Raw genomic sequence first — 17,880 nt, 5'->3', positions numbered from 1 at the left:
TGGGTTCCTAAAGTGAATCGTAATAATCACGGATATGCTGAGTTTCTCTGTAACCCGACTTATCTTCCGATTGTTCAGTTTCTACCTTAATCGGACTCGCCTTTGCCGATGCTGTTGCTGTACTCAATACCGCTCCTGCAACAACGCCGCCACCCAGAGCCTTTAGCGCTCTGCGGCGATGACTATCAATTTCTTTTTTATTTTTCATGACTCCATCCTCAACCTAATCCAACTCACTAGAGCGAACCGCAATATTCTGTTCGCTCAACGCCACCTCTTCTAACTCCATAAATCGAGCAAGAAGGTTCGCGACAACCCGATAAAACTCAGCCGCTTTTGCGCCCTGAATTTGTTTCACTAAATCGTTATACCAACTGGCGATATGACGATTAAAAAATACACCTTGCTGATGTGAATTCTCCTCAACCAACATTGCCATCACCTCACATAAGGCCGCAATATGGTCTTCGGGTTCCTTCACACTTTCATTGCGCTCAAAGCCCAATGCAAAAAGATCTTGGCGTAAATCAATTAATGGTTTTTCCATTAATGCGCCGTTTCGATGCCACGAAGCAAAAGGCATGACCTCACCTCGTCCGATACCGATAAATAGGTCTTGATATTCTTCTTGCACCGACGCCAGCGAACTCTGTTGTGCTAATTGACTCAATGCCTGCCAATCAGCACTCATCGCGCTTGATTCATCCTCATTGTCTAGCTGGGCTAACCATTGCATTAACTGCGCATCCGGTGCCTGTCTGAACAAAGTAGCTAACAGCAAATAAATGTCTGATCGCGGTGATTGGGGTACTTGATTATGCATGCTCACCCTTAATATTTTAGCTGTTTTGTAGGATCTTTCGCCATTTCGTCATAAATATCGGCAACGCGACAATCTTCACACATGGCAATTCGACGTATGGCTTGGTCATTTGAAAAGTGACTGTGCCCTTTTAATTTCCCCTGCAACATCGTAATCATTGACTTAGGCGCAAACGGTTTTTGACAACGTAAGCACAATGCAGGCTCATCTTTATTTAGGGTAATAGCAGTAGTACGAAGCGGTTGATCCCAGTTAATTCTAGGAGTCAAATTTAAGGCATCTTCTGGGCAAGCTCCTTCACACAACCCACATTGCACGCAATCTTGCTCAATAAAGCTGAGCATTGGCAATTGTCCTTCGTTGTGCAGTGCCATCGTCGGACAAACCGCAACACACGCCATACACAAGGTACACTTATCGGTATCGCACGCGACAGTGCCGTAAGGAGCGCCTTGTGGTAGCCCAGCTTGCATTTGTAATGGAGTAAATGTTTGCGCTAATGCATCTAACGACTGAAACAAGCGAGCACGCTTGTCACCTTGCACTTCCCCTACCTTCACGTTCAATGGCGTTTCAATTAGGGTCGGTTTACTTGTTCGAAGATCTTCAAGGTACAAAATATCAATGCTTTGCGCATGAATACCCAACTGTCTTAATAGGGTTTTTGCGATGCTCACTTCTTCATTTAAAACGCGAATGATGGTGGCTGGCATGCGACGACTGGCCGCAAATAAGACTTGTGAAGCACCGTTACTTAACGCCGCAAACCAAGTATCAATGCCCACAGATGGCAATTCATTGACCACAATAGGAATCACATTGTCAGGCAATGCTCTTAATGCCATCACGTTATAAGTTTCATGCTCATCACTGCAAAACAGCACAATAGGATCGCGGCCACCTTGCGTTTGATAATTGTGCAAAGTGCGTTCGATAAATCCTTGAGTGTCCTTAGGGTAAGGTAAAGCGTATTCAATCGCCCCTGTCGGACAAGAAGTGGCACAAGTCCCTACTCCCTGACAAAGGTATGGGTTAATTTCTATTTTGTAACCCGTCTCATCTCGCCCCTCACTTGAAAGCGCCCCAGCAGGACATGAGAGAATACAACGCTCACACCCTTTTACGCCGCGAGAACTGTGCGCGCACTTATCCGTATCAAGACGAAAGAATTTGGGTTTATCAAAAGTGCCGATTAAGGCTTTAATCTCTTCGATAGCATCATCAAGTTTCGGGTAGCCTCTTCCGACAGGAAAATAACCAACGGGCGGGACTTCATTATCGATGAGTGCTTCTGCACTCAAATCCAGAACGACATCAAAATGCGGCTGTCCGATAGCCACAGGTGCCAGTTCGACTTTAGAGATCGAGCTACTTTGCAAAATATGAAAAGAAAAACGTCCTAGGTATCCTGACAATTGAGCTAATGAGAAAAAGTAAGGGCTGATGACACTATTGATCTTCGCCCCTAAAGGCACCGCAAACGTAACCGATGCCATGGATGAGAATTGCTGTTGCAGACTGCTTAAGCTTTGCTCGGTGGCATCGTGTTCATTGATAATGATCAGCAATGCCCCTTGGCTTTCATAACTTACCGTTGGCGGGATAAGATTTGAAAGTTCTAATGTGTTGTTACATGCGTAATGACGCGCTTGACCATTCGTTGATGTTGATTGGGCCAAAAATTCCTTGAGCATTCGAATCCCGTAAATCTAATAAATAAGCGAGCCTAATACCAACCGAACTAAACAGTGTGATTGGTATAATATAAGCGCATCGTTTCATCTAAGGATTGCAGAATTTTTGTATGAGGTTGTTAAATCCATAATAAATTTGAGGCATTAAGCAGATAAAATTGTTAAGTCTGTGATTTCATAAGCATTTTAATTCAAAAAAAACATCATTATAGATAATAATTCTCATTTAGATTTAAGGCTTGTTGGGTTTATCTAACGGGTGATTCACGAACGCTTTATCAGCTAAATCTTGTTTTAAAGCGGTTTCACTCAGCGACTCGACCTCTTGCTCCTCAACTTCAATCATCGCCTCTTGATTGTCCTCTAATAGCCCATCCCCTTCCGTTTCTATTGCAGACGACCCGACTTCTTCTTCGGTTAAGCCTTCATTTGACTCATCCGTTAATTCGTCGACTTTGTCGCCGGCCCACTGTCTTAATTGACTGGCAGCGTCCGAGCTTAAGGGTTTGATTTGACTAAAATCTTGGTGATAATCATTGAGCTCGTCCACTTCACTAAATTGTCCACTAAAGAACAAACTGCGCAATGCACGCTTTTTAATTTCTGGCGCCGAATCAGAGGCAAGCAGCGCAGACATCGCGTGGCCTTGCTGGCGCTCTTCTTCGTCACGCTCGCTTGCCACTTCATTGTTATCGGCAGCACTCTCATTTGTAATAGAGTGCTCAGGTTCGTCCTGCGTTTCTTTAGCAGGCTCACTGTTGTTTGACTCTGCGCTTTCTAATTCAGCGTTATCTTCTTTAGTTACGCTGGCATCTTCATCAGGGACCGCTGACGGTATTGAAGAGTTTTGCGTGGGCTGCTCTTGTTCAAGATCAACGGGCGCAGCATGCTTGTGCAGTATTCGTTGAAATAAGCTTCGACTCATCGCAGTTCTCCCAACAGAACACCAATATAAAATACATTATTGACTGGCACGGCCTGCCCCCTTGCGCTTTTTTCGCTTGTGCTCAATAAGTTCACCATGACGCGCCAAATACGCTTCCATCCATGCTTGCACCGCCAAAGGCAGGTCAACGGAGAGCACCAAATAATCACCATCCAAATAACTGCCTGCCACACTTTGGGAAACACTCACACCGACTAGGCTTAACGTTTCGATGTCATTTTCCAGTACCACAAACAACTTAGGGTTTTCGGAGTTAAGGTTAAAACGGTAGTCAGTACGCTCATCTTTAAACAGTTGGATCTCGGACTCCACACCAAGATCACTCGCGCTTGGGTCAAGAAATAGCTCTGCCACCTGCCAATTACTGGTTTGCCATTTAGAATTTTGTGTTTGATGTTGGATTATATGACATCGAACAGGCCAATTATCTTCCGTTTTCATTACTACCTCGTTAATCTAACTTATTATTATTTATATAGTTCTACGTGAGTCGCCGTGATGGTGTGCAAACAGACATCTCCTCTTTGGCACATTCCCTCAATGACTATTCAGTATAGAAAAGGATGTTCAAATGCCTCAAACTCCTAATATCGTCACCGTTGGTCAGCCTCCCGTACAAACTCAAACCGTGACCGTTTTTGATGAATACGGAGAACCGTTAAGTAAAGACATTGCGTGTGAATGTCCGCTGACTGTTTTGCTTAATTGGCGAGAAATCGTGACTCTCATGACGTTAGGCTCTCACCCTAGCGCTTTAGTGCTGGGCTATTTGAAAAACCAAAGCTTCCTAACAGACCCTACCCAACTTGATTCAGTGTTAATAGATTGGGAAACAAACAGTGTGGCGGTCGTCACCAAAGAGAACACAGATTTTCTCGAAAAAGCCTTAAAAAAGAAAACCGTAACCTCTGGCTGTGGTCAAGGCACCATGTATGGCAACGTCATGAAAAGCTTAGAAAACTACCAAGTGCCCCAAACTAAGATCAAACAAAGTGGCTTATATGCAACGCTGATGGCACTCACCCACTACAATGATACCTATAAAAAAGCAGGGGCTGTGCACGGCTGTGCGATTTGCAAAGAAGGGGAAGTCGTCTCCTTTGTCGAAGATGTAGGACGTCACAATGCGGTGGATACCTTAGCCGGAGAAATGTGGCTGGGCCGTGAATCAGGACACGATAAAATTTTTTATACCACTGGTCGTTTAACCTCAGAAATGGTCATCAAAGTCGCACAAATGGGCATTCCTACGCTGTTGTCTCGCTCAGGCGTCACACAAATGGGACTGGAACTTGCAGAGCAATTTGGTATCACTATCATCGCTCGTGCAAAAGGACTGCGTTTTCAGGTCTATCACGGTATTGAAAAAATAGAATTTGACGGTAAATCAACCGCTCCTCACGACACTCTCAAAAAGGATAAATAACTGATGTTTTTCCACACATTGTTACAACGCATTCAACAAAGAAAATCCCTCATCACCGCATTAATGTGCTCGCTATTGTTTACGATTCCCGCACACGCTGATTCAAAAACACTAAAAATGGCCACCACCACCAGCACCTATCACTCAGGGTTGCTTGATTACCTTTTGCCTAAATTTAAACAGCAGACTGGCTACGAAGTACAATTACTGGTCACCGGCTCTGGTAAAGCATTAAAGATGGGTGAAATGGGCGACGTCGATATTGTTCTTACCCACTCCCCTAAAGCTGAAAAGGCCTTTTTAGATGCGAATTTTGGCATCGACCCACACGCAGTGATGTATAACGATTTCATTATCGTTGGCCCAAAAAACAACCCAGCAAAACTAACCAATACCGATAATGCTGCACAAGCACTAGAGAAAATCGCCAACAGCAAATCGGTGTTTATCTCTCGAGGTGACGACTCTGGCACCAACAAGAAAGAACTGGCGCTATGGGCTATCAATCATACTGCACACGATTGGTCGAACTATCGTTCAATTGGTCAAGGCATGGGCCCAACCCTAAACATGAGCTCAGAGCTACAAGGCTATACTCTGACTGATAGAGGGACATGGCTTGCGTATCAAGAGAAATTAGATCTTGATATTTTAGTGCAAGGCGACCCTGCATTGTTTAATCAATACCAGATCATCCGCGTCAACCCTGACCGTTATACTGGACTCAATGTGGCGGGTGCAAAAGCGCTTAGCCAGTGGTTTATCAGCGATAAAGCGCAAAAGCTGATCGATGACTTCCAAGTAAAAGGGCAAAAACTGTTTACTGCCAACGCTAAAACAGCAAAATAATGGATATTGGTGACACAAGTATAGAAGCAGTTCGACTGCTTCTAAATTTTGATCCTACGCTATGGAAGATAGTCTCTATCTCCTTTAGCGTGTCATTGTTTGCATTGTGTTTATCACTCTTACCCGCGATAGGATTGGCACTATTGCTGGCCTACGTTCCCTTTCCTGGAAGGAACTTTCTCACCTCGATCATTAACACTTTGCAAGCGGTTCCTACCGTCGTTATTGGGTTGCTGTTGTATATGACCTTGTCACGCTCTGGACCTTTCGGCGATTGGCAATGGCTATTTACACAAAAAGCGATGATTCTTGGACAAATACTGATCGCAATGCCTATCCTTATTTCAATGTTGCAGGCGGGATTTCAAAGCGTAGACATGCGCAATGTGGAAACCTCTATCACGCTTGGAAAGTCTTATCCGCAGATTTTCAGAGCGTTAATGTGGGAAACACGTTTTGCATTAATTGCAGCAGTCGTGACCGCCTTCTCTCGCATCGTCACTGAGGTGGGGTGCTCTATGATGGTTGGGGGCAATATTTTGGGCCACACACGAAATATCCCAACCGCCATTGCATTAGAAAGCCAACGTGGCGCCTTCGCGCAAGGGGTGGCATTGGGCATCGTATTATTGCTACTTGCATTGATCTTAAATTTTGTTTTAACCGCACTGCGCGGGCAAAGTCACCTACGAGTCTAGAGGCGATAATCAATGACCATACAGCTAAGAACTCAAGACTTATCCAAGCGTTACGAAGAGCGAGTGCTCTTTCACATTCCTCACCTGCAAATCGGACCGAGTAACGCTATTTACCTTAAAGGACAAAACGGTGTCGGCAAAACCACCTTGCTTAAAATTTTGGCCGGTTTAACCACACCCAGCACCGGAACGATCAACGGCATCGAAATATCTACCTTTTATCGACTGTTTTCACGTAAGTTATTCAAAGATGTGGTCTATTTACACCAATCTCCGTACATGTTTGATGCCAGCTTACTAGACAATATTCGTTATGCACTGCCCTTTTCCTCCAAACGTGGTGTACACGGCCGCAGTCAAGCGATCAACGCGCTGAGAATGGTAGGGCTTGAATCCCTTGCCGATGAACATTGCTCGGTATTGTCGGGCGGCGAAAAACAACGTTTGGCAATGGCCAGAGCGTGGATCGTCAATCCGTCTATTTTGCTAATGGATGAACCGAGTGCCTCACTGGATCTTGAATCAACACAAGGGATCATCACCCTTGCCAAAGATCTATTAGACAGAGGCGCCAGTATCGTGATCACCAGCCACCAGCAAAATGGTCTCACCAATCTTTGTGATACTCAGTGGACCATCGAAAATCAAGGGCTGACGGTAACCCCTCACCTTAGAGTCATCGATGAAGACACAAAAAATCTAAAATCAATAACAAATAATAAATTAGGTAACGATACATGAAGTCAATCAGTTGGGTGGTATTGGCCGGCGGTCAAGCGACACGTATGCAGGGACAAGACAAAGGCTTGGTCGAGTTAAATCAAAAGCCTCTTATCGAGTATGTGCTTGAAGTGCTAAAAGCGCATACAGGTTCTATCTACATCAACGCCAATCGCTCCCAAGAACGCTATCAGGAATACGCACCTGTTTTTGCCGATCATTATCAAGGCTTTGTTGGGCCTATGGGCGGTATTCACGCCGGATTAACTCACGTTGACAGTGATTGGGTGGGATTTGTACCTTGTGATTGCCCGCAAATTTCGCCAACCCTGATACAGCGCATGCAACAAGAAATCAGTGACGACGATGAGATCCTTGTTGCCCACGATGGTGACTTTGTTCAGCCTGTGTTTACCGTATTCCACCGCCGCGTACTGGAACGTTTACAGCAATTTTTAGACGATGGCGAACGCAAAATCATTCTCTTTTACGACCGCTGTAACACACGCCAAATCGATTTTAGTGACATCAAAGACAGCTTCGTGAACCTTAATTCTCAACAAGAACTCCAACAATTTAAGCAGTAATCTATGAAGACGATTCGTAATACTCCCATCCTTGGCTTTGCTGCTTTTAGTGGCACAGGAAAAACCACCTTACTTGAGCAGATCATTCCAAAGCTGACTCAAGCAGGGCTAAAACTCGGCGTACTAAAACACGCGCATCACAATTTCGATATCGACCAACAAGGCAAAGACAGTTATCGCTTGCGTAAAGCGGGCGCGACACAAATGTATATTAGCTCGCGCTACCGTCATGCCATGATCACCGAAACCCCTGACGAAGAAGCCACTTTTGAAGAGTTGTTAGAGCAATTTGATCACCAAAACCTCGATATGATTTTAATTGAAGGTTTTAAAAGTCAGTCATTTCCCAAAATTGAACTGCGCCGTCAAGCGTTAGACAATCCGTGGATGCACCCTAATGACGACAATATCATTGCCGTTGCCACCGATATCGATACCGAAAAAGAACTCAGCAAGGGCTTTAATGCGGCGCTGCCTCAATTTGATATCAACGATCTTGATGCGATAGCACGCTTTATCATCCAAACCGTAGCGCCTTCTAAGCAAAGCAAGGATGGCACTGACGCCAATGCTGCTGCACAATGCTGCGATACCCTATCACCGGCTTTTCTGTCGGTTGAGCAAGGGATTGAGCGCATCTTAAATGCGGTCTCACCACTGACTGAGAGCACAACAGTGGCAATTGACCACGCCTTACATCACGTATTAGCACAAGACATTGTTTCAAGCATCAATGTGCCTCAGCACACCAACTCCGCAATGGATGGCTACGCGATTCGTGACCAAGATGTGGCGCTGGAAAGCTTTAAACTGGTTGGTGAAGTGATGGCAGGCCAAAGCTATCCATCTGAACTGAATGCCGGTGAAGCGGTAAAAATCATGACTGGCGCACCTGTGCCAAGTAACGGCACTACCGTCATCATGCGCGAGCAATCCGATACCTTTGAAAAAGACGGGCAACACTGTGTCACTTTTAACGGCGCATTAGTGAAAGCGGGACAAAACGTACGCTCAGCTGGAGAAGATCTCAGCATTGGGCAAGCCGTATTTAGCCAAGGCCAAAAAATTGGCGCCGCCGAAATGGGCATGATTGCCTCCCTTGGCATCAATGAATGTGCGGTGATACGCAAGCTAAAAGTGGCGATTTTCTCTACCGGAGATGAGGTGCAGCACCCAAGTCAGCCACAACAACAAAACTGTATCTATGATTCAAATCGTTACGCTTTGATGGGACTGCTCAGCCAACTTAATTGTGAAATTATCGACTTAGGCATTTTAGAAGACGATCATTTAGCGATTGAACACGCGGTCTCTAAAGCCGCAGTCAGCGCCGATATGGTGCTGACGACTGGCGGCGTGTCTGTGGGTGATGCCGACTACATCAAAGATGTCTTAGAGCAAAACGGCAATATCGATTTTTGGCGCATCAATATGCGACCAGGTCGCCCTCTTGCCTTTGGCACTATCGGCGATACCCCTTTCTTCGGACTGCCGGGAAATCCTGTCGCGACTATGGTGTCCTTTATTAATTTTGTGCGCCCCGCTATCCATAAAATGCAAGGCGAAAGCAACTGGCAACCGACCAAATTACGCGCCATAGCCAGCGAAGCTTTGCGCTCTCGTCATGGCCGCACCGAGTTTACTCGCGGTATCTATCAGTTGAATGAATTAGGGCAATTGGTGGTATCGAGCACAGGAAAACAAGGCTCTGGCATTTTACGCTCGATGAGTGAAGCGAATTGTTTGATTGAAATTGATCCGCTCTACGCCAAAGTTGAGCCGGGTGAGTTAATCACCATCATTCCGCTTAATATCTAGAGTATTAGCTAACGGTTTATGGGGCTCTATTGATAGAGCCCTTTTTTATGGTGCTCAATTTCTAACGCCATAGGGAATATCAACATAGGGATCATCAACATACACTGGCGGTTCTCGATGGGATTCAATACAATCAGCTAAAACCGCATCTTCACGCGCCAACGTATCATAATAGGTAGACCTTATCCCATGAGCAGCGACCCGCTTTTCACGCCATTTGAGCAATCCATCACTGGAGTTGCGCTGCCAAAGCGATTCACATTCCCCTTTTATTATGAGCCCCACCCGCTAAGCGTGTTAGCTTCCGAGCAATTGCAAAAACAGTTGCACTCAGCTTTTGACTGCCAGTTTGATTTAGAGTCAAACGCGTCATCAAGCACGTCTCAAAAACAAGGTAAAATGTTTGGCGTGTTAGTGGTAAAAAATCGCGACGGTGAACTGGGTTTTTTAAGCGCTTTTTCTGGCAAGATTGATGATTCCAATCATCATCAGGGGTTTGTGCCACCTGTGTATGACATGCTCAACAGTGAAGGTTTTGTTCGAGAAGAGTTTGACAAAATCAATGCGGTATCAAGTGAGCTAAATGCGTTTACCAACAGCGTCGATATTGCTCAGTTAAAAGCGCAGCTTACCCAGATTAACCGCCAAGCCAGCGCGCAAATTCAAGCTCAGCAAGCGCAAATGGCAGACAGCCGAAAGCTGAGAAAACAGCAGCGCTCACAAGCCAAGCAAGACTTAAGCCTTGATGATTACCAGCAGCTAGAGCAGCAACTTGCCAAGCAAAGCGTGTTTGAGAAAAATCAGCTCAAAGCAACTAAATCGCTGTGGGCGGAAAAACAAGCCACGCTGACATTGGAAATAGAAGAATTTGAGCGTCAAATCAGTGAGCTTCGCTCGCGCAGAGCGCATCTTTCTAACCAGATGCAACATAAGCTGTTCACTCAATATTCGTTTTTAAATGCCGATAATGAGCGCCAAGATCTCAATCAAATTTTTGCTCAAACCGCGTCTAAAGTGCCACCCGCAGGTGCAGGGGAATGCGCCGCGCCAAAGCTGTTGCAATACGCCTATTTAAATCATTACGCCCCAATTGCACTGGCGGAATTTTGGTGGGGACAATCCCCAAAATCAGAGATACGTCAGCATAAGCAGTTTTACCCCTCGTGCATGAGTAAGTGCCACCCTATTTTGTCGCATATGCTAAAAGGGTTATCCGTGGATGATAACCCGCTATTGGAAAACCCAGCCAAAGACAAGCCTCTGCCTATCATTTATGAAGATAAGCATATTGTGGTGGTCAACAAACCGGAAGGCTTTTTGTCTGTGCCGGGACGCTATATTCAAGATTCAGCGTGGCATCGCCTGAAGCAAATCTATAGCGATGCAGAAGGCCCGTTTGCCCTGCACCGCTTAGACATGGCGACCTCTGGATTATTGGTATTTGCACTGACCAAACGTGCCAACAAACATCTGCAAAAACAGTTTATTGCCCGTGAAGTGACTAAGCGCTACGCGGCACTTATTGACGGCGTAATCGACGGCACTCACATAAAAAATGAGGGGGATATTGAATTGGCAATGTGTCCCGACCTATTAGATAGACCAAGACAGAGGGTGAGCGTTGAACACGGAAAACCCGCGCATACTCATTATCAGTTAATCGAGGTTATGGACGGGAAATCAAAGGTCTTTTTATACCCAAAAACCGGACGTACTCACCAACTTCGCGTCCACTGCGCCCATCAAGATGGCCTTAACATGCCCATCATTGGCGATAGCTTATACGGCAAAAAAGACCTTAGACTGTATTTACATGCTCAGCAATTAAGCTTCACCCACCCCGTCACTAAGGAGTGGATGACATTTACTGCGGATATTCCGTTCTAGCTTTTTCTTCGTTTTCTATTTATTTGCTTTCCGTTTTTTGCTTTCTATTCAGCAGACTGCTTGGATAATTGCGTCAATTGTCGCTGATAGGAAAAGTGCGCAACGATGCAGCGCAATGCGCCGTAGTCGTATTTGCCTTCAAAGTGCTCAAATAACGGCTTTAGCTTTTGCTCGCTCAAGATATTAAGCAAAACAATCGCAGAACCTAACTGCTCAAGAGTTGGGTCATCAAGCTCAATCACTTGTTGTAATGGGCACAAACCAAGCTCTATCGCACTTGCCAGATGACTCTGCACCGTAGTAGTCGCAATAGCGCGCTCTGCGGCGACCTGTTCAATGCTTTGATATTGATTAAACAGCGACAAACTGGTTTGCTCAGTCGCACTTAAGGTAGGTGTAGGCTTAGGTTGCTCATTAATAAGTTGCACAATTGCCTCACCATATTTCGCCAGTTTGGCCTCACCAAAGCCCGAGATTTGCCCTAATGCGTCTAGGCTATCTGGGCGCTGCAGTGCAATTTCGGCAAGGCTAGCATCGTGACAAATAATGTAGGCAGGGACATTCTGCGTTTTTGCCAAACTTGCTCTAAGCTCGCGCAGTTTTTCAAACACGGCTGAATCTTGTTCAGACAAAGCGCTGCTTTTCTTGCTGCTACTGGCTTTTTTCTTTTTGCTCTTGCGCAATTCACGAAATTCGATGCTTTGCTCACCACGAAGCACCGCGCGACAAGCTTCCGTCAGTTTTAGGTTGTTGTACATACCTTCAACTTTTAGATAATTCATCGCAATAAGTTGGCGGAACACGCCGCGCCACTGCTCAGCGGTTAGTTCAGTGCCGATACCAAAGGTGGATAAATTGTCATGCCCAAAGCGTTTAATTTTATCATCGGATTTACCGAGCAGAACATTCACTAAATGGGTCACGCCAAATCGCTGCTCGGAGCGATACACGGTTGAAAGGGCTTTTTGCGCCGCTTGGGTGCCGTCCCACGTTTTGGGCGGATGCAAACAGTTATCGCAATTGCCACACGGCTCTTCGAGAGTTTCACCAAAGTAACCGAGCAATGTCTGGCGACGACAAGTACTCAACTCACAATAACCAAGCAGTGCATTAAGCTTACCCACCTGCACTTGTTTGTATTGCGCACTGCCGTCAGAGTTTTCCAGCATTTGCTTTTGCATCACTAAGTCTTGCAAGCCATACGCCATCCAAGCGTTTGCGGGTGCGCCATCACGCCCTGCACGACCGGTTTCTTGATAGTAGGACTCGATACTTTTTGGCAAGCTTAGATGGCCGACAAAACGTACATCTGGCTTATCTATTCCCATGCCAAAGGCAATCGTCGCGACGATAATCACTCCATCTTCACGTAAAAAACGCTGTTGATTTTGATTTTTTTGCTCGATGGACATGCCCGCATGATAAGGCAAGGCCACTCGACCTTTTTCCGCTAGCCAAGCGGCGGTTTCTTCAACTTTCTTTCTCGATAAGCAGTAAATCACCCCGGCATCTTGCGGATGATTCTGTTCAATAAAATCCCATAACTCATGCTTGGCGTTGGATTTTTCGCTGACGTGGTAACGGATGTTGGGTCTATCAAAGCTGTGTACAAACACCTTAGCATCGCCCAGTTGCAACTGACTGATGATCTCTTGTCGGGTGCGCTCATCGGCGGTGGCGGTCAAAGCGATGCGCGGCACATTAGGAAAGCGTTGCGGCAAGATAGACAGCTGTTGGTATTCAGGTCTAAAGTCGTGTCCCCATTGGCTTACACAGTGCGCTTCATCAATGGCAAATAGGGAGAGATTCGACTGCTCCAATAGAGTTAAGGTGCGCTCCATCAAAAGACGCTCAGGAGAGACATACAGCAGTTGTATCTCGCCACGGGTGACTAAGGCTTCCACTTCCATCTGCTCATATCTGTCTTGAGTGGAATTTAAAAACGCGCACGACACGCCCACTTGTCTTAATGCATCGACCTGATCTTTCATTAAGGCAATCAGAGGTGACACCACTACCCCAACGCCTGAGCGCACAATGGCCGGAATTTGATAACAAATCGACTTACCGCCACCAGTTGGCATTAAGGTCAGAACATCTTGCCCACTGACCACACTATCCACAATCTCTTGCTGCTGATGACGAAAACTGTCATAGCCAAACACGTTTTTCAAAACGTCTAATGGTTGTAGAGAGTTTGGCTGTGAAGAGTGGCTGTATTCGGTATTGGTGTGTTCAAAGTGGCTCAAAGCGCGTCATCCTAATCGATGTGATAGAAAGGTAAGCATACCCATCGCAATTATTAACTGATCATTCTAGCGAGTTAGAATGATCAGTTAAACACTGCGTTGGTATAAGAAAAGATAGCAATAAGACACTATTACCAAGACTGGCAATAGTGTGAATTTAGAGTTATTCAGGCTTTGCTGACAACATTTCTTGCAATCCGCCGCCATTATGCACTTGTTTATAGCCCTGCGTCAGCAACAGTTGCTGCGCTTTGGCAGAGCGGTTGCCACTTCGGCAATACACCACTAGCTGATCGCGATTTTTAAGAAACGAAAGATCGGCGTGCGCCAGATTTTGCACAGGAAGGTTAATCGCATTATCTAAATGCCCAGAGGCAAATTCCTGTGGCGTTCTGACATCTATTACGACCGCCCCAGAATCAATCCAATCCCAAGCCTGTTGCGCTCGTTCACTGGCAAACACGAATGTGGAAAACAGTAGCGCGCACAATCCTAAAAATTTAGACATATTCGACCAATTAACCGTAATTAATAAATTTCCATGACCCAAGAGCCCAGTTTCTTCTCTTGCCATAGCTGGATAATGATCGGCTCTAATGCCACGATCACCCGTTGAAAATCCTCTGGGGTTTTATTGGCATTAAACCAGCCATTAATAGAATCTAAATTAAACGCGAGTTGTTTTAAGTTGCCCGAGTTGGTCAACAGCTCTTCGCCATTGGTGGCTTGCTCTTGCTCTGTCAGCTGTATGCTGGATTCAAAGTACTGATCGCCAGCGCGATATAAATTCCAGTCGTCTGCACGTGTTGCTATAAGGCGCATTCTAATTCCTTTTTTAAATGAGTATGACTCATAGCACCATAGTTACGAAGTTAAACAAAGGATTTACATCACATTTATTTCTGTCTTCATCAGAATTCATCAGACACCTATAAAATCGCAACTAAAATAGGATAAATAACCAGCGCTATCACTGGATAATCGTTTAATATAACGTCACCATAACCACAACATGAACACACAGCTCTGACTGCATTTAGAAAAGACCAAATAACTGTTTAATATATAGTCAGCACCACTGCTATTTTATTCATAAATAGCTAATGAAACTAAAGTTTTCGTTTTTTTATACGTTTTATTTGCATAAACAAGCGAAGTTGGTAATATGCTCTTTGAAGAGATATAGGACAGTTTTTTAGCATGAGTATTCAAGTCAATCAGGTCAATAAATTCTACGGTGATACACAAGTACTGCACGACGTCAGTTTTACGTGCAATAAAGGTGACACTTTAGTATTACTCGGTCCAAGTGGAGCGGGCAAAAGCTCATTACTGCGCATCCTGAACCTGTTAGAAAGTGCGACCAGTGGCAATATGTCAGTCGCAGGAATGTCGTTTGACTTTGCGAAAGGTTTAACCGAAAAACAAGGTCTAGAACTGAGACAGAAAGTGGGCATGGTTTTCCAACAATACAACTTGTGGCCACACATGACTGTTCTTGAAAACCTAATTGAAGCCCCTGTGCGCGTGGCCGGCCTTTCAAAAACCGCTGCCAAAGAAGAAGCCAACAGAATTTTAGATATGCTGCAACTGGGTGATAAATCCGATGCATGGCCATTGCAATTATCCGGTGGCCAACAGCAGCGTGTCGCGATTGCTAGAGCTCTAATGATGAAACCTGATGTGTTATTGTTTGATGAGCCTACTGCGGCGCTTGATCCTGAGATCACCTCACAAGTTGCCAAGGTCATTAATGACCTAAGTCAAACCGGAATTACACAAGTTGTGGTGACTCACGAAGTCGACTTTGCTCGTAAAGTGGCTAGCCATGTCTTGTACTTAGAAGACGGTAAAGTTGTGGAAAACGGCACGAACGAAGTGTTTAATACCCCAACAACCCAAAATTTTGCAGATTACCTTACCCACTAATAGAACAGCCTAAAGACGCTGACTGTTATTTGGGCAGCGCATTGACTGGAGAAATAAAAATGAAAAAACTCTTATTAGCATCTTTGATTGGTCTTACGTCAGCGCACGCGATGGCCGCTCAACAAGAAATTAAATTTGTAATGGAAGCGACTTACGCACCTTTTGAATACGTTGACGCAAACAACGAAATTCAGGGTTTTGATGTCGACCTAGCTAACGCGCTATGTAAGCAAATTGAAGCTAAATGTACTTTCCATAACCAATCTTTTGATAGCTTGATCCCTGCCCTTAAATTCAAACGTTATGATGCTGCTATCTCTGGTATGGATATTACCGCTGCGCGTCAAGAACAAGTTGATTTTACTCAACCTTACTACGACAACTCAGCAGCTTTCATCGCGGTTAAAGGTAAAGTTGAAAACCAAGCGGCACTCAAAGGCAAACGCATTGGTGTACAAAATGGTTCTACACACCAATCATACCTAATTGAGCAACTTCCTGGTGTGACTGCGGTTCCTTACGCGAGCTACCAAGATGCGTTCATTGATATGCAAAATGGCCGTATTGATTCTGTATTTGGTGACACTGCGGTTGTGGCTGAATGGTTTAAGAAAAGCGACAAACTTAGCTACGTAGGCGAGCAAGTAACAAACAAACAGTACTTCGGTAACGGTTTTGGTATCGCGGTAAATAAAGACAACCAAGCTCTACTTGAGCAACTGAATGCAGCACTGAAAACTGTAAAAGAAAACGGCGAATACAAAGCCATCTTTGAAAAGTACTTCGGTAAGTAACATGGAATTGACGGGTTACTCCGCGTCTCTCGCACAAGCAAGTTGGACTACGGTCCAACTTGCTTTTGTTAGTTTATGCGTGGGCTTAATTTTAGCGGTATTATTTGCCTGTGGTGAGATGTCTCGTCACAAATGGTTGGCTTGGCCAACAACGTTATTTATTACCATCATTCGAGGATTGCCAGAGCTTCTGGTGGTACTGTTTATCTTCTTCGGTTCTACCCAAGTCATTTTTCTCATCACTGGGAATTTTGTTGATATCAGCCCATTCATTTCTGGGGTGATAGCATTAGCTTTAATTTTCGCCTCTTACGCCTCCCAAACCATTCGTGGCGCTTTAAAAGCGGTACCAAGTGGTCATGTAGAAGCCGCGAATGCCTTAGGCCTAAGCCGCTCTCGTACTTTTATTAAAATCGTATTGCCACAAGCAGTGCGCCATGCGATGCCCGGTTTGATGAACCAATGGCTGGTATTACTCAAAGATACCGCGCTAGTTTCCTTAATCGGGGTTACCGATTTAATGAAACAAGCTCAGCTTGCCTCTGCCACGACTCACCAAGCCTTTACTTGGTATGCGACAGCGGCCGCAATTTATCTCATCATTACGATTATCACCCAAAAAATCGTTAAAATTATCGACGCACGCTTCTCTCTGCAAGAAGCCTCAACCAGTGCGGGAACTAAAGCATGAATTCACAACATTTCTATCAAATGCTTGACGGGTTGATGACCAGTGTACACCTCACTGTCGTATCACTGATCGTCGGGTGTATTCTTGCATTATTGATGACACTCACCTTAATTCTGCGCACCCCAGGGGTACATTGGTTGAGCCGTGGCATCATTACGCTCTTTACTGGTACACCATTGCTGGTGCAAATCTTTTTGATTTATTACGGCCCAGGGCAATTTGAAGCAATACACAACAGCTTTATTTGGCAGTGGTTGAGCCAACCTTGGTTTTGCGCCATGCTCGCGCTGGCCCTCAATACCGCGGCATACAGTACGCAGCTATTCAAAGGCGCCTTTAATGCTATCCCATCCGGTCAATGGCAAGCATGTCGTGCTCTGGGCATGAATAACGCACAAAGTTTGCGAGTGCTTTTACCTTACGCTATTCGTCGCGCCATCCCCGCCTACTCTAATGAAGTGATTTTAGTCTTTAAGGGCACGTCCCTTGCCAGCACAATCACCATTATGGACGTAATGGGTTATGCACAGCGTATCAACGCACAGACCTACGATACCCTTACCGTGTTCGGTGTTGCTGGTGTGTTCTACCTAACCGTAAATGGACTATTAACGCTGTTGTTCCGCCGCATTGAGCGTAAAGCGCTGGCTTTTGAAAACGCTCGATAATCAGAAATTCTGAGAGCCTAGAATTAGGCTCTCAACCTCCTCCTAACGAATAGCATCAAATCACCTAATCCCCCCAACCTGTTGAGAACAGGGTCAAATTG

The 17,880-nt window shown here is 45.3% G+C and carries 19 protein-coding genes; 11 read left to right on the top strand and 8 right to left on the bottom strand.

What is annotated here, in order from left to right:
• Nucleotides 1-7: 7 nt before the first annotated feature.
• The 5 genes from VEZ01S_RS04350 to VEZ01S_RS04330 all read right to left on the bottom strand — a co-directional run bounded on the left by VEZ01S_RS04350 (nucleotide 8) and on the right by VEZ01S_RS04330 (nucleotide 3,904).
• On the bottom strand, nucleotides 8-208 hold the full coding sequence (locus tag VEZ01S_RS04350) for a hypothetical protein (protein WP_021712793.1): 201 nt from the start codon (nucleotides 206-208) through the stop codon (nucleotides 8-10).
• A gap of 15 nt (nucleotides 209-223) precedes the next feature.
• Nucleotides 224-823: a TorD/DmsD family molecular chaperone gene (locus tag VEZ01S_RS04345; RefSeq protein ID WP_040890114.1), complete on the bottom strand. Its 600-nt coding sequence runs from the start codon at nucleotides 821-823 to the stop codon at nucleotides 224-226.
• An 8-nt stretch (nucleotides 824-831) separates the two neighbouring features.
• Nucleotides 832-2,517 (bottom strand): 4Fe-4S binding protein, encoded by a 1,686-nt coding sequence (locus VEZ01S_RS04340; protein ID WP_021712791.1) that lies wholly within the window; start codon nucleotides 2,515-2,517, stop codon nucleotides 832-834.
• A 232-nt stretch (nucleotides 2,518-2,749) separates the two neighbouring features.
• On the bottom strand, nucleotides 2,750-3,442 hold the full coding sequence (locus VEZ01S_RS04335) for a DUF3306 domain-containing protein (RefSeq protein ID WP_021712790.1): 693 nt from the start codon (nucleotides 3,440-3,442) through the stop codon (nucleotides 2,750-2,752).
• Between the two features lie 36 nt (nucleotides 3,443-3,478).
• A complete protein-coding gene (locus tag VEZ01S_RS04330; RefSeq protein WP_021712789.1) occupies nucleotides 3,479-3,904 on the bottom strand; it encodes a DUF3305 domain-containing protein in 426 nt (141 codons plus the stop codon).
• Nucleotides 3,905-4,034: 130 nt separating this feature from the next.
• Between VEZ01S_RS04330 and VEZ01S_RS04325 the strand changes: the two genes are divergently transcribed.
• From VEZ01S_RS04325 to VEZ01S_RS04295, 7 genes are all read left to right on the top strand, one after another.
• Nucleotides 4,035-4,889 carry a formate dehydrogenase accessory sulfurtransferase FdhD gene (locus tag VEZ01S_RS04325; RefSeq protein ID WP_021712788.1) on the top strand — a complete coding sequence of 285 codons (855 nt, stop codon included), beginning with the start codon at nucleotides 4,035-4,037 and terminating at the stop codon, nucleotides 4,887-4,889.
• 3 nt (nucleotides 4,890-4,892) lie between these two features.
• Nucleotides 4,893-5,738, top strand: coding sequence for an ABC transporter substrate-binding protein (locus tag VEZ01S_RS04320; protein WP_021712787.1), 846 nt, complete (start codon nucleotides 4,893-4,895; stop codon nucleotides 5,736-5,738).
• Nucleotides 5,738-6,436, top strand: coding sequence for an ABC transporter permease (locus tag VEZ01S_RS04315; protein ID WP_021712786.1), 699 nt, complete (start codon nucleotides 5,738-5,740; stop codon nucleotides 6,434-6,436). The genes VEZ01S_RS04320 and VEZ01S_RS04315 overlap by 1 nt, the downstream gene beginning before the upstream one ends.
• A gap of 12 nt (nucleotides 6,437-6,448) precedes the next feature.
• Entirely contained in the window at nucleotides 6,449-7,177 is a 729-nt protein-coding gene (locus tag VEZ01S_RS04310) for an ABC transporter ATP-binding protein (RefSeq protein ID WP_021712785.1), read from the top strand.
• Complete coding sequence (gene mobA / locus VEZ01S_RS04305) at nucleotides 7,174-7,743, top strand: molybdenum cofactor guanylyltransferase MobA (protein ID WP_021712784.1); 570 nt, start codon at nucleotides 7,174-7,176, stop codon at nucleotides 7,741-7,743. Before VEZ01S_RS04310 ends, mobA begins: the two co-directional genes overlap by 4 nt.
• A 3-nt stretch (nucleotides 7,744-7,746) precedes the next feature.
• Entirely contained in the window at nucleotides 7,747-9,561 is a 1,815-nt protein-coding gene (locus VEZ01S_RS04300) for a bifunctional molybdopterin-guanine dinucleotide biosynthesis adaptor protein MobB/molybdopterin molybdotransferase MoeA (RefSeq protein ID WP_021712783.1), read from the top strand.
• Nucleotides 9,562-9,750: 189 nt separating this feature from the next.
• Nucleotides 9,751-11,448, top strand: coding sequence for an RluA family pseudouridine synthase (locus VEZ01S_RS04295; RefSeq protein WP_021712782.1), 1,698 nt, complete (start codon nucleotides 9,751-9,753; stop codon nucleotides 11,446-11,448).
• A 44-nt stretch (nucleotides 11,449-11,492) separates the two neighbouring features.
• Here the strand turns inward: VEZ01S_RS04295 and recQ are convergent, their stop codons facing one another.
• The 3 genes from recQ to VEZ01S_RS04280 form a co-directional block, all read right to left on the bottom strand.
• On the bottom strand, nucleotides 11,493-13,697 hold the full coding sequence (gene recQ, locus VEZ01S_RS04290) for a DNA helicase RecQ (protein ID WP_021712781.1): 2,205 nt from the start codon (nucleotides 13,695-13,697) through the stop codon (nucleotides 11,493-11,495).
• Between the two features lie 163 nt (nucleotides 13,698-13,860).
• Complete coding sequence (locus VEZ01S_RS04285; protein ID WP_021712780.1) at nucleotides 13,861-14,205, bottom strand: rhodanese-like domain-containing protein; 345 nt, start codon at nucleotides 14,203-14,205, stop codon at nucleotides 13,861-13,863.
• Between the two features lie 20 nt (nucleotides 14,206-14,225).
• Complete coding sequence (locus VEZ01S_RS04280) at nucleotides 14,226-14,519, bottom strand: hypothetical protein (RefSeq protein ID WP_021712779.1); 294 nt, start codon at nucleotides 14,517-14,519, stop codon at nucleotides 14,226-14,228.
• A 378-nt stretch (nucleotides 14,520-14,897) separates the two neighbouring features.
• Between VEZ01S_RS04280 and artP the strand changes: the two genes are divergently transcribed.
• The 4 genes from artP to artM are packed head-to-tail and all read left to right on the top strand — an operon-like array spanning nucleotide 14,898 to nucleotide 17,779.
• On the top strand, nucleotides 14,898-15,626 hold the full coding sequence (gene artP, locus VEZ01S_RS04275; protein WP_021712778.1) for an arginine ABC transporter ATP-binding protein ArtP: 729 nt from the start codon (nucleotides 14,898-14,900) through the stop codon (nucleotides 15,624-15,626).
• A 59-nt stretch (nucleotides 15,627-15,685) separates the two neighbouring features.
• Nucleotides 15,686-16,420: an arginine ABC transporter substrate-binding protein gene (locus tag VEZ01S_RS04270; protein WP_021712777.1), complete on the top strand. Its 735-nt coding sequence runs from the start codon at nucleotides 15,686-15,688 to the stop codon at nucleotides 16,418-16,420.
• 1 nt (nucleotide 16,421) lies between these two features.
• Complete coding sequence (gene artQ / locus VEZ01S_RS04265; protein WP_021712776.1) at nucleotides 16,422-17,111, top strand: arginine ABC transporter permease ArtQ; 690 nt, start codon at nucleotides 16,422-16,424, stop codon at nucleotides 17,109-17,111.
• A complete protein-coding gene (artM, locus tag VEZ01S_RS04260; protein WP_021712775.1) occupies nucleotides 17,108-17,779 on the top strand; it encodes an arginine ABC transporter permease ArtM in 672 nt (223 codons plus the stop codon). The genes artQ and artM overlap by 4 nt, the downstream gene beginning before the upstream one ends.
• Nucleotides 17,780-17,880: the final 101 nt, after the last annotated feature.

Source organism: Vibrio ezurae NBRC 102218, from assembly GCF_000467185.1.
In the GTDB taxonomy this organism is placed as follows: domain Bacteria; phylum Pseudomonadota; class Gammaproteobacteria; order Enterobacterales; family Vibrionaceae; genus Vibrio; species Vibrio ezurae.
The sequence above is the reverse complement of the archived record's forward strand: the minus strand, read 5'-3'. Positions and strand labels throughout refer to the sequence as shown.

Excerpts from the sequence above, each read along its gene's own strand:
- VEZ01S_RS04350 (WP_021712793.1), bottom strand. The coding sequence starts at position 208 with ATGAAAAATAAAAAAGAAATTGATAGTCATCGCCGCAGAGCGCTAAAG.
- VEZ01S_RS04345 (WP_040890114.1), bottom strand. The coding sequence starts at position 823 with ATGCATAATCAAGTACCCCAATCACCGCGATCAGACATTTATTTGCTG.
- VEZ01S_RS04340 (WP_021712791.1), bottom strand. The coding sequence starts at position 2,517 with ATGCTCAAGGAATTTTTGGCCCAATCAACATCAACGAATGGTCAAGCG.
- VEZ01S_RS04335 (WP_021712790.1), bottom strand. The coding sequence starts at position 3,442 with ATGAGTCGAAGCTTATTTCAACGAATACTGCACAAGCATGCTGCGCCC.
- VEZ01S_RS04330 (WP_021712789.1), bottom strand. The coding sequence starts at position 3,904 with ATGAAAACGGAAGATAATTGGCCTGTTCGATGTCATATAATCCAACAT.
- VEZ01S_RS04325 (WP_021712788.1), top strand. The coding sequence starts at position 4,035 with ATGCCTCAAACTCCTAATATCGTCACCGTTGGTCAGCCTCCCGTACAA.
- VEZ01S_RS04320 (WP_021712787.1), top strand. The coding sequence starts at position 4,893 with ATGTTTTTCCACACATTGTTACAACGCATTCAACAAAGAAAATCCCTC.
- VEZ01S_RS04315 (WP_021712786.1), top strand. The coding sequence starts at position 5,738 with ATGGATATTGGTGACACAAGTATAGAAGCAGTTCGACTGCTTCTAAAT.
- VEZ01S_RS04310 (WP_021712785.1), top strand. The coding sequence starts at position 6,449 with ATGACCATACAGCTAAGAACTCAAGACTTATCCAAGCGTTACGAAGAG.
- mobA (WP_021712784.1), top strand. The coding sequence starts at position 7,174 with ATGAAGTCAATCAGTTGGGTGGTATTGGCCGGCGGTCAAGCGACACGT.
- VEZ01S_RS04300 (WP_021712783.1), top strand. The coding sequence starts at position 7,747 with ATGAAGACGATTCGTAATACTCCCATCCTTGGCTTTGCTGCTTTTAGT.
- VEZ01S_RS04295 (WP_021712782.1), top strand. The coding sequence starts at position 9,751 with ATGAGCAGCGACCCGCTTTTCACGCCATTTGAGCAATCCATCACTGGA.
- VEZ01S_RS04285 (WP_021712780.1), bottom strand. The coding sequence starts at position 14,205 with ATGTCTAAATTTTTAGGATTGTGCGCGCTACTGTTTTCCACATTCGTG.
- VEZ01S_RS04280 (WP_021712779.1), bottom strand. The coding sequence starts at position 14,519 with ATGCGCCTTATAGCAACACGTGCAGACGACTGGAATTTATATCGCGCT.
- artP (WP_021712778.1), top strand. The coding sequence starts at position 14,898 with ATGAGTATTCAAGTCAATCAGGTCAATAAATTCTACGGTGATACACAA.
- VEZ01S_RS04270 (WP_021712777.1), top strand. The coding sequence starts at position 15,686 with ATGAAAAAACTCTTATTAGCATCTTTGATTGGTCTTACGTCAGCGCAC.
- artQ (WP_021712776.1), top strand. The coding sequence starts at position 16,422 with ATGGAATTGACGGGTTACTCCGCGTCTCTCGCACAAGCAAGTTGGACT.
- artM (WP_021712775.1), top strand. The coding sequence starts at position 17,108 with ATGAATTCACAACATTTCTATCAAATGCTTGACGGGTTGATGACCAGT.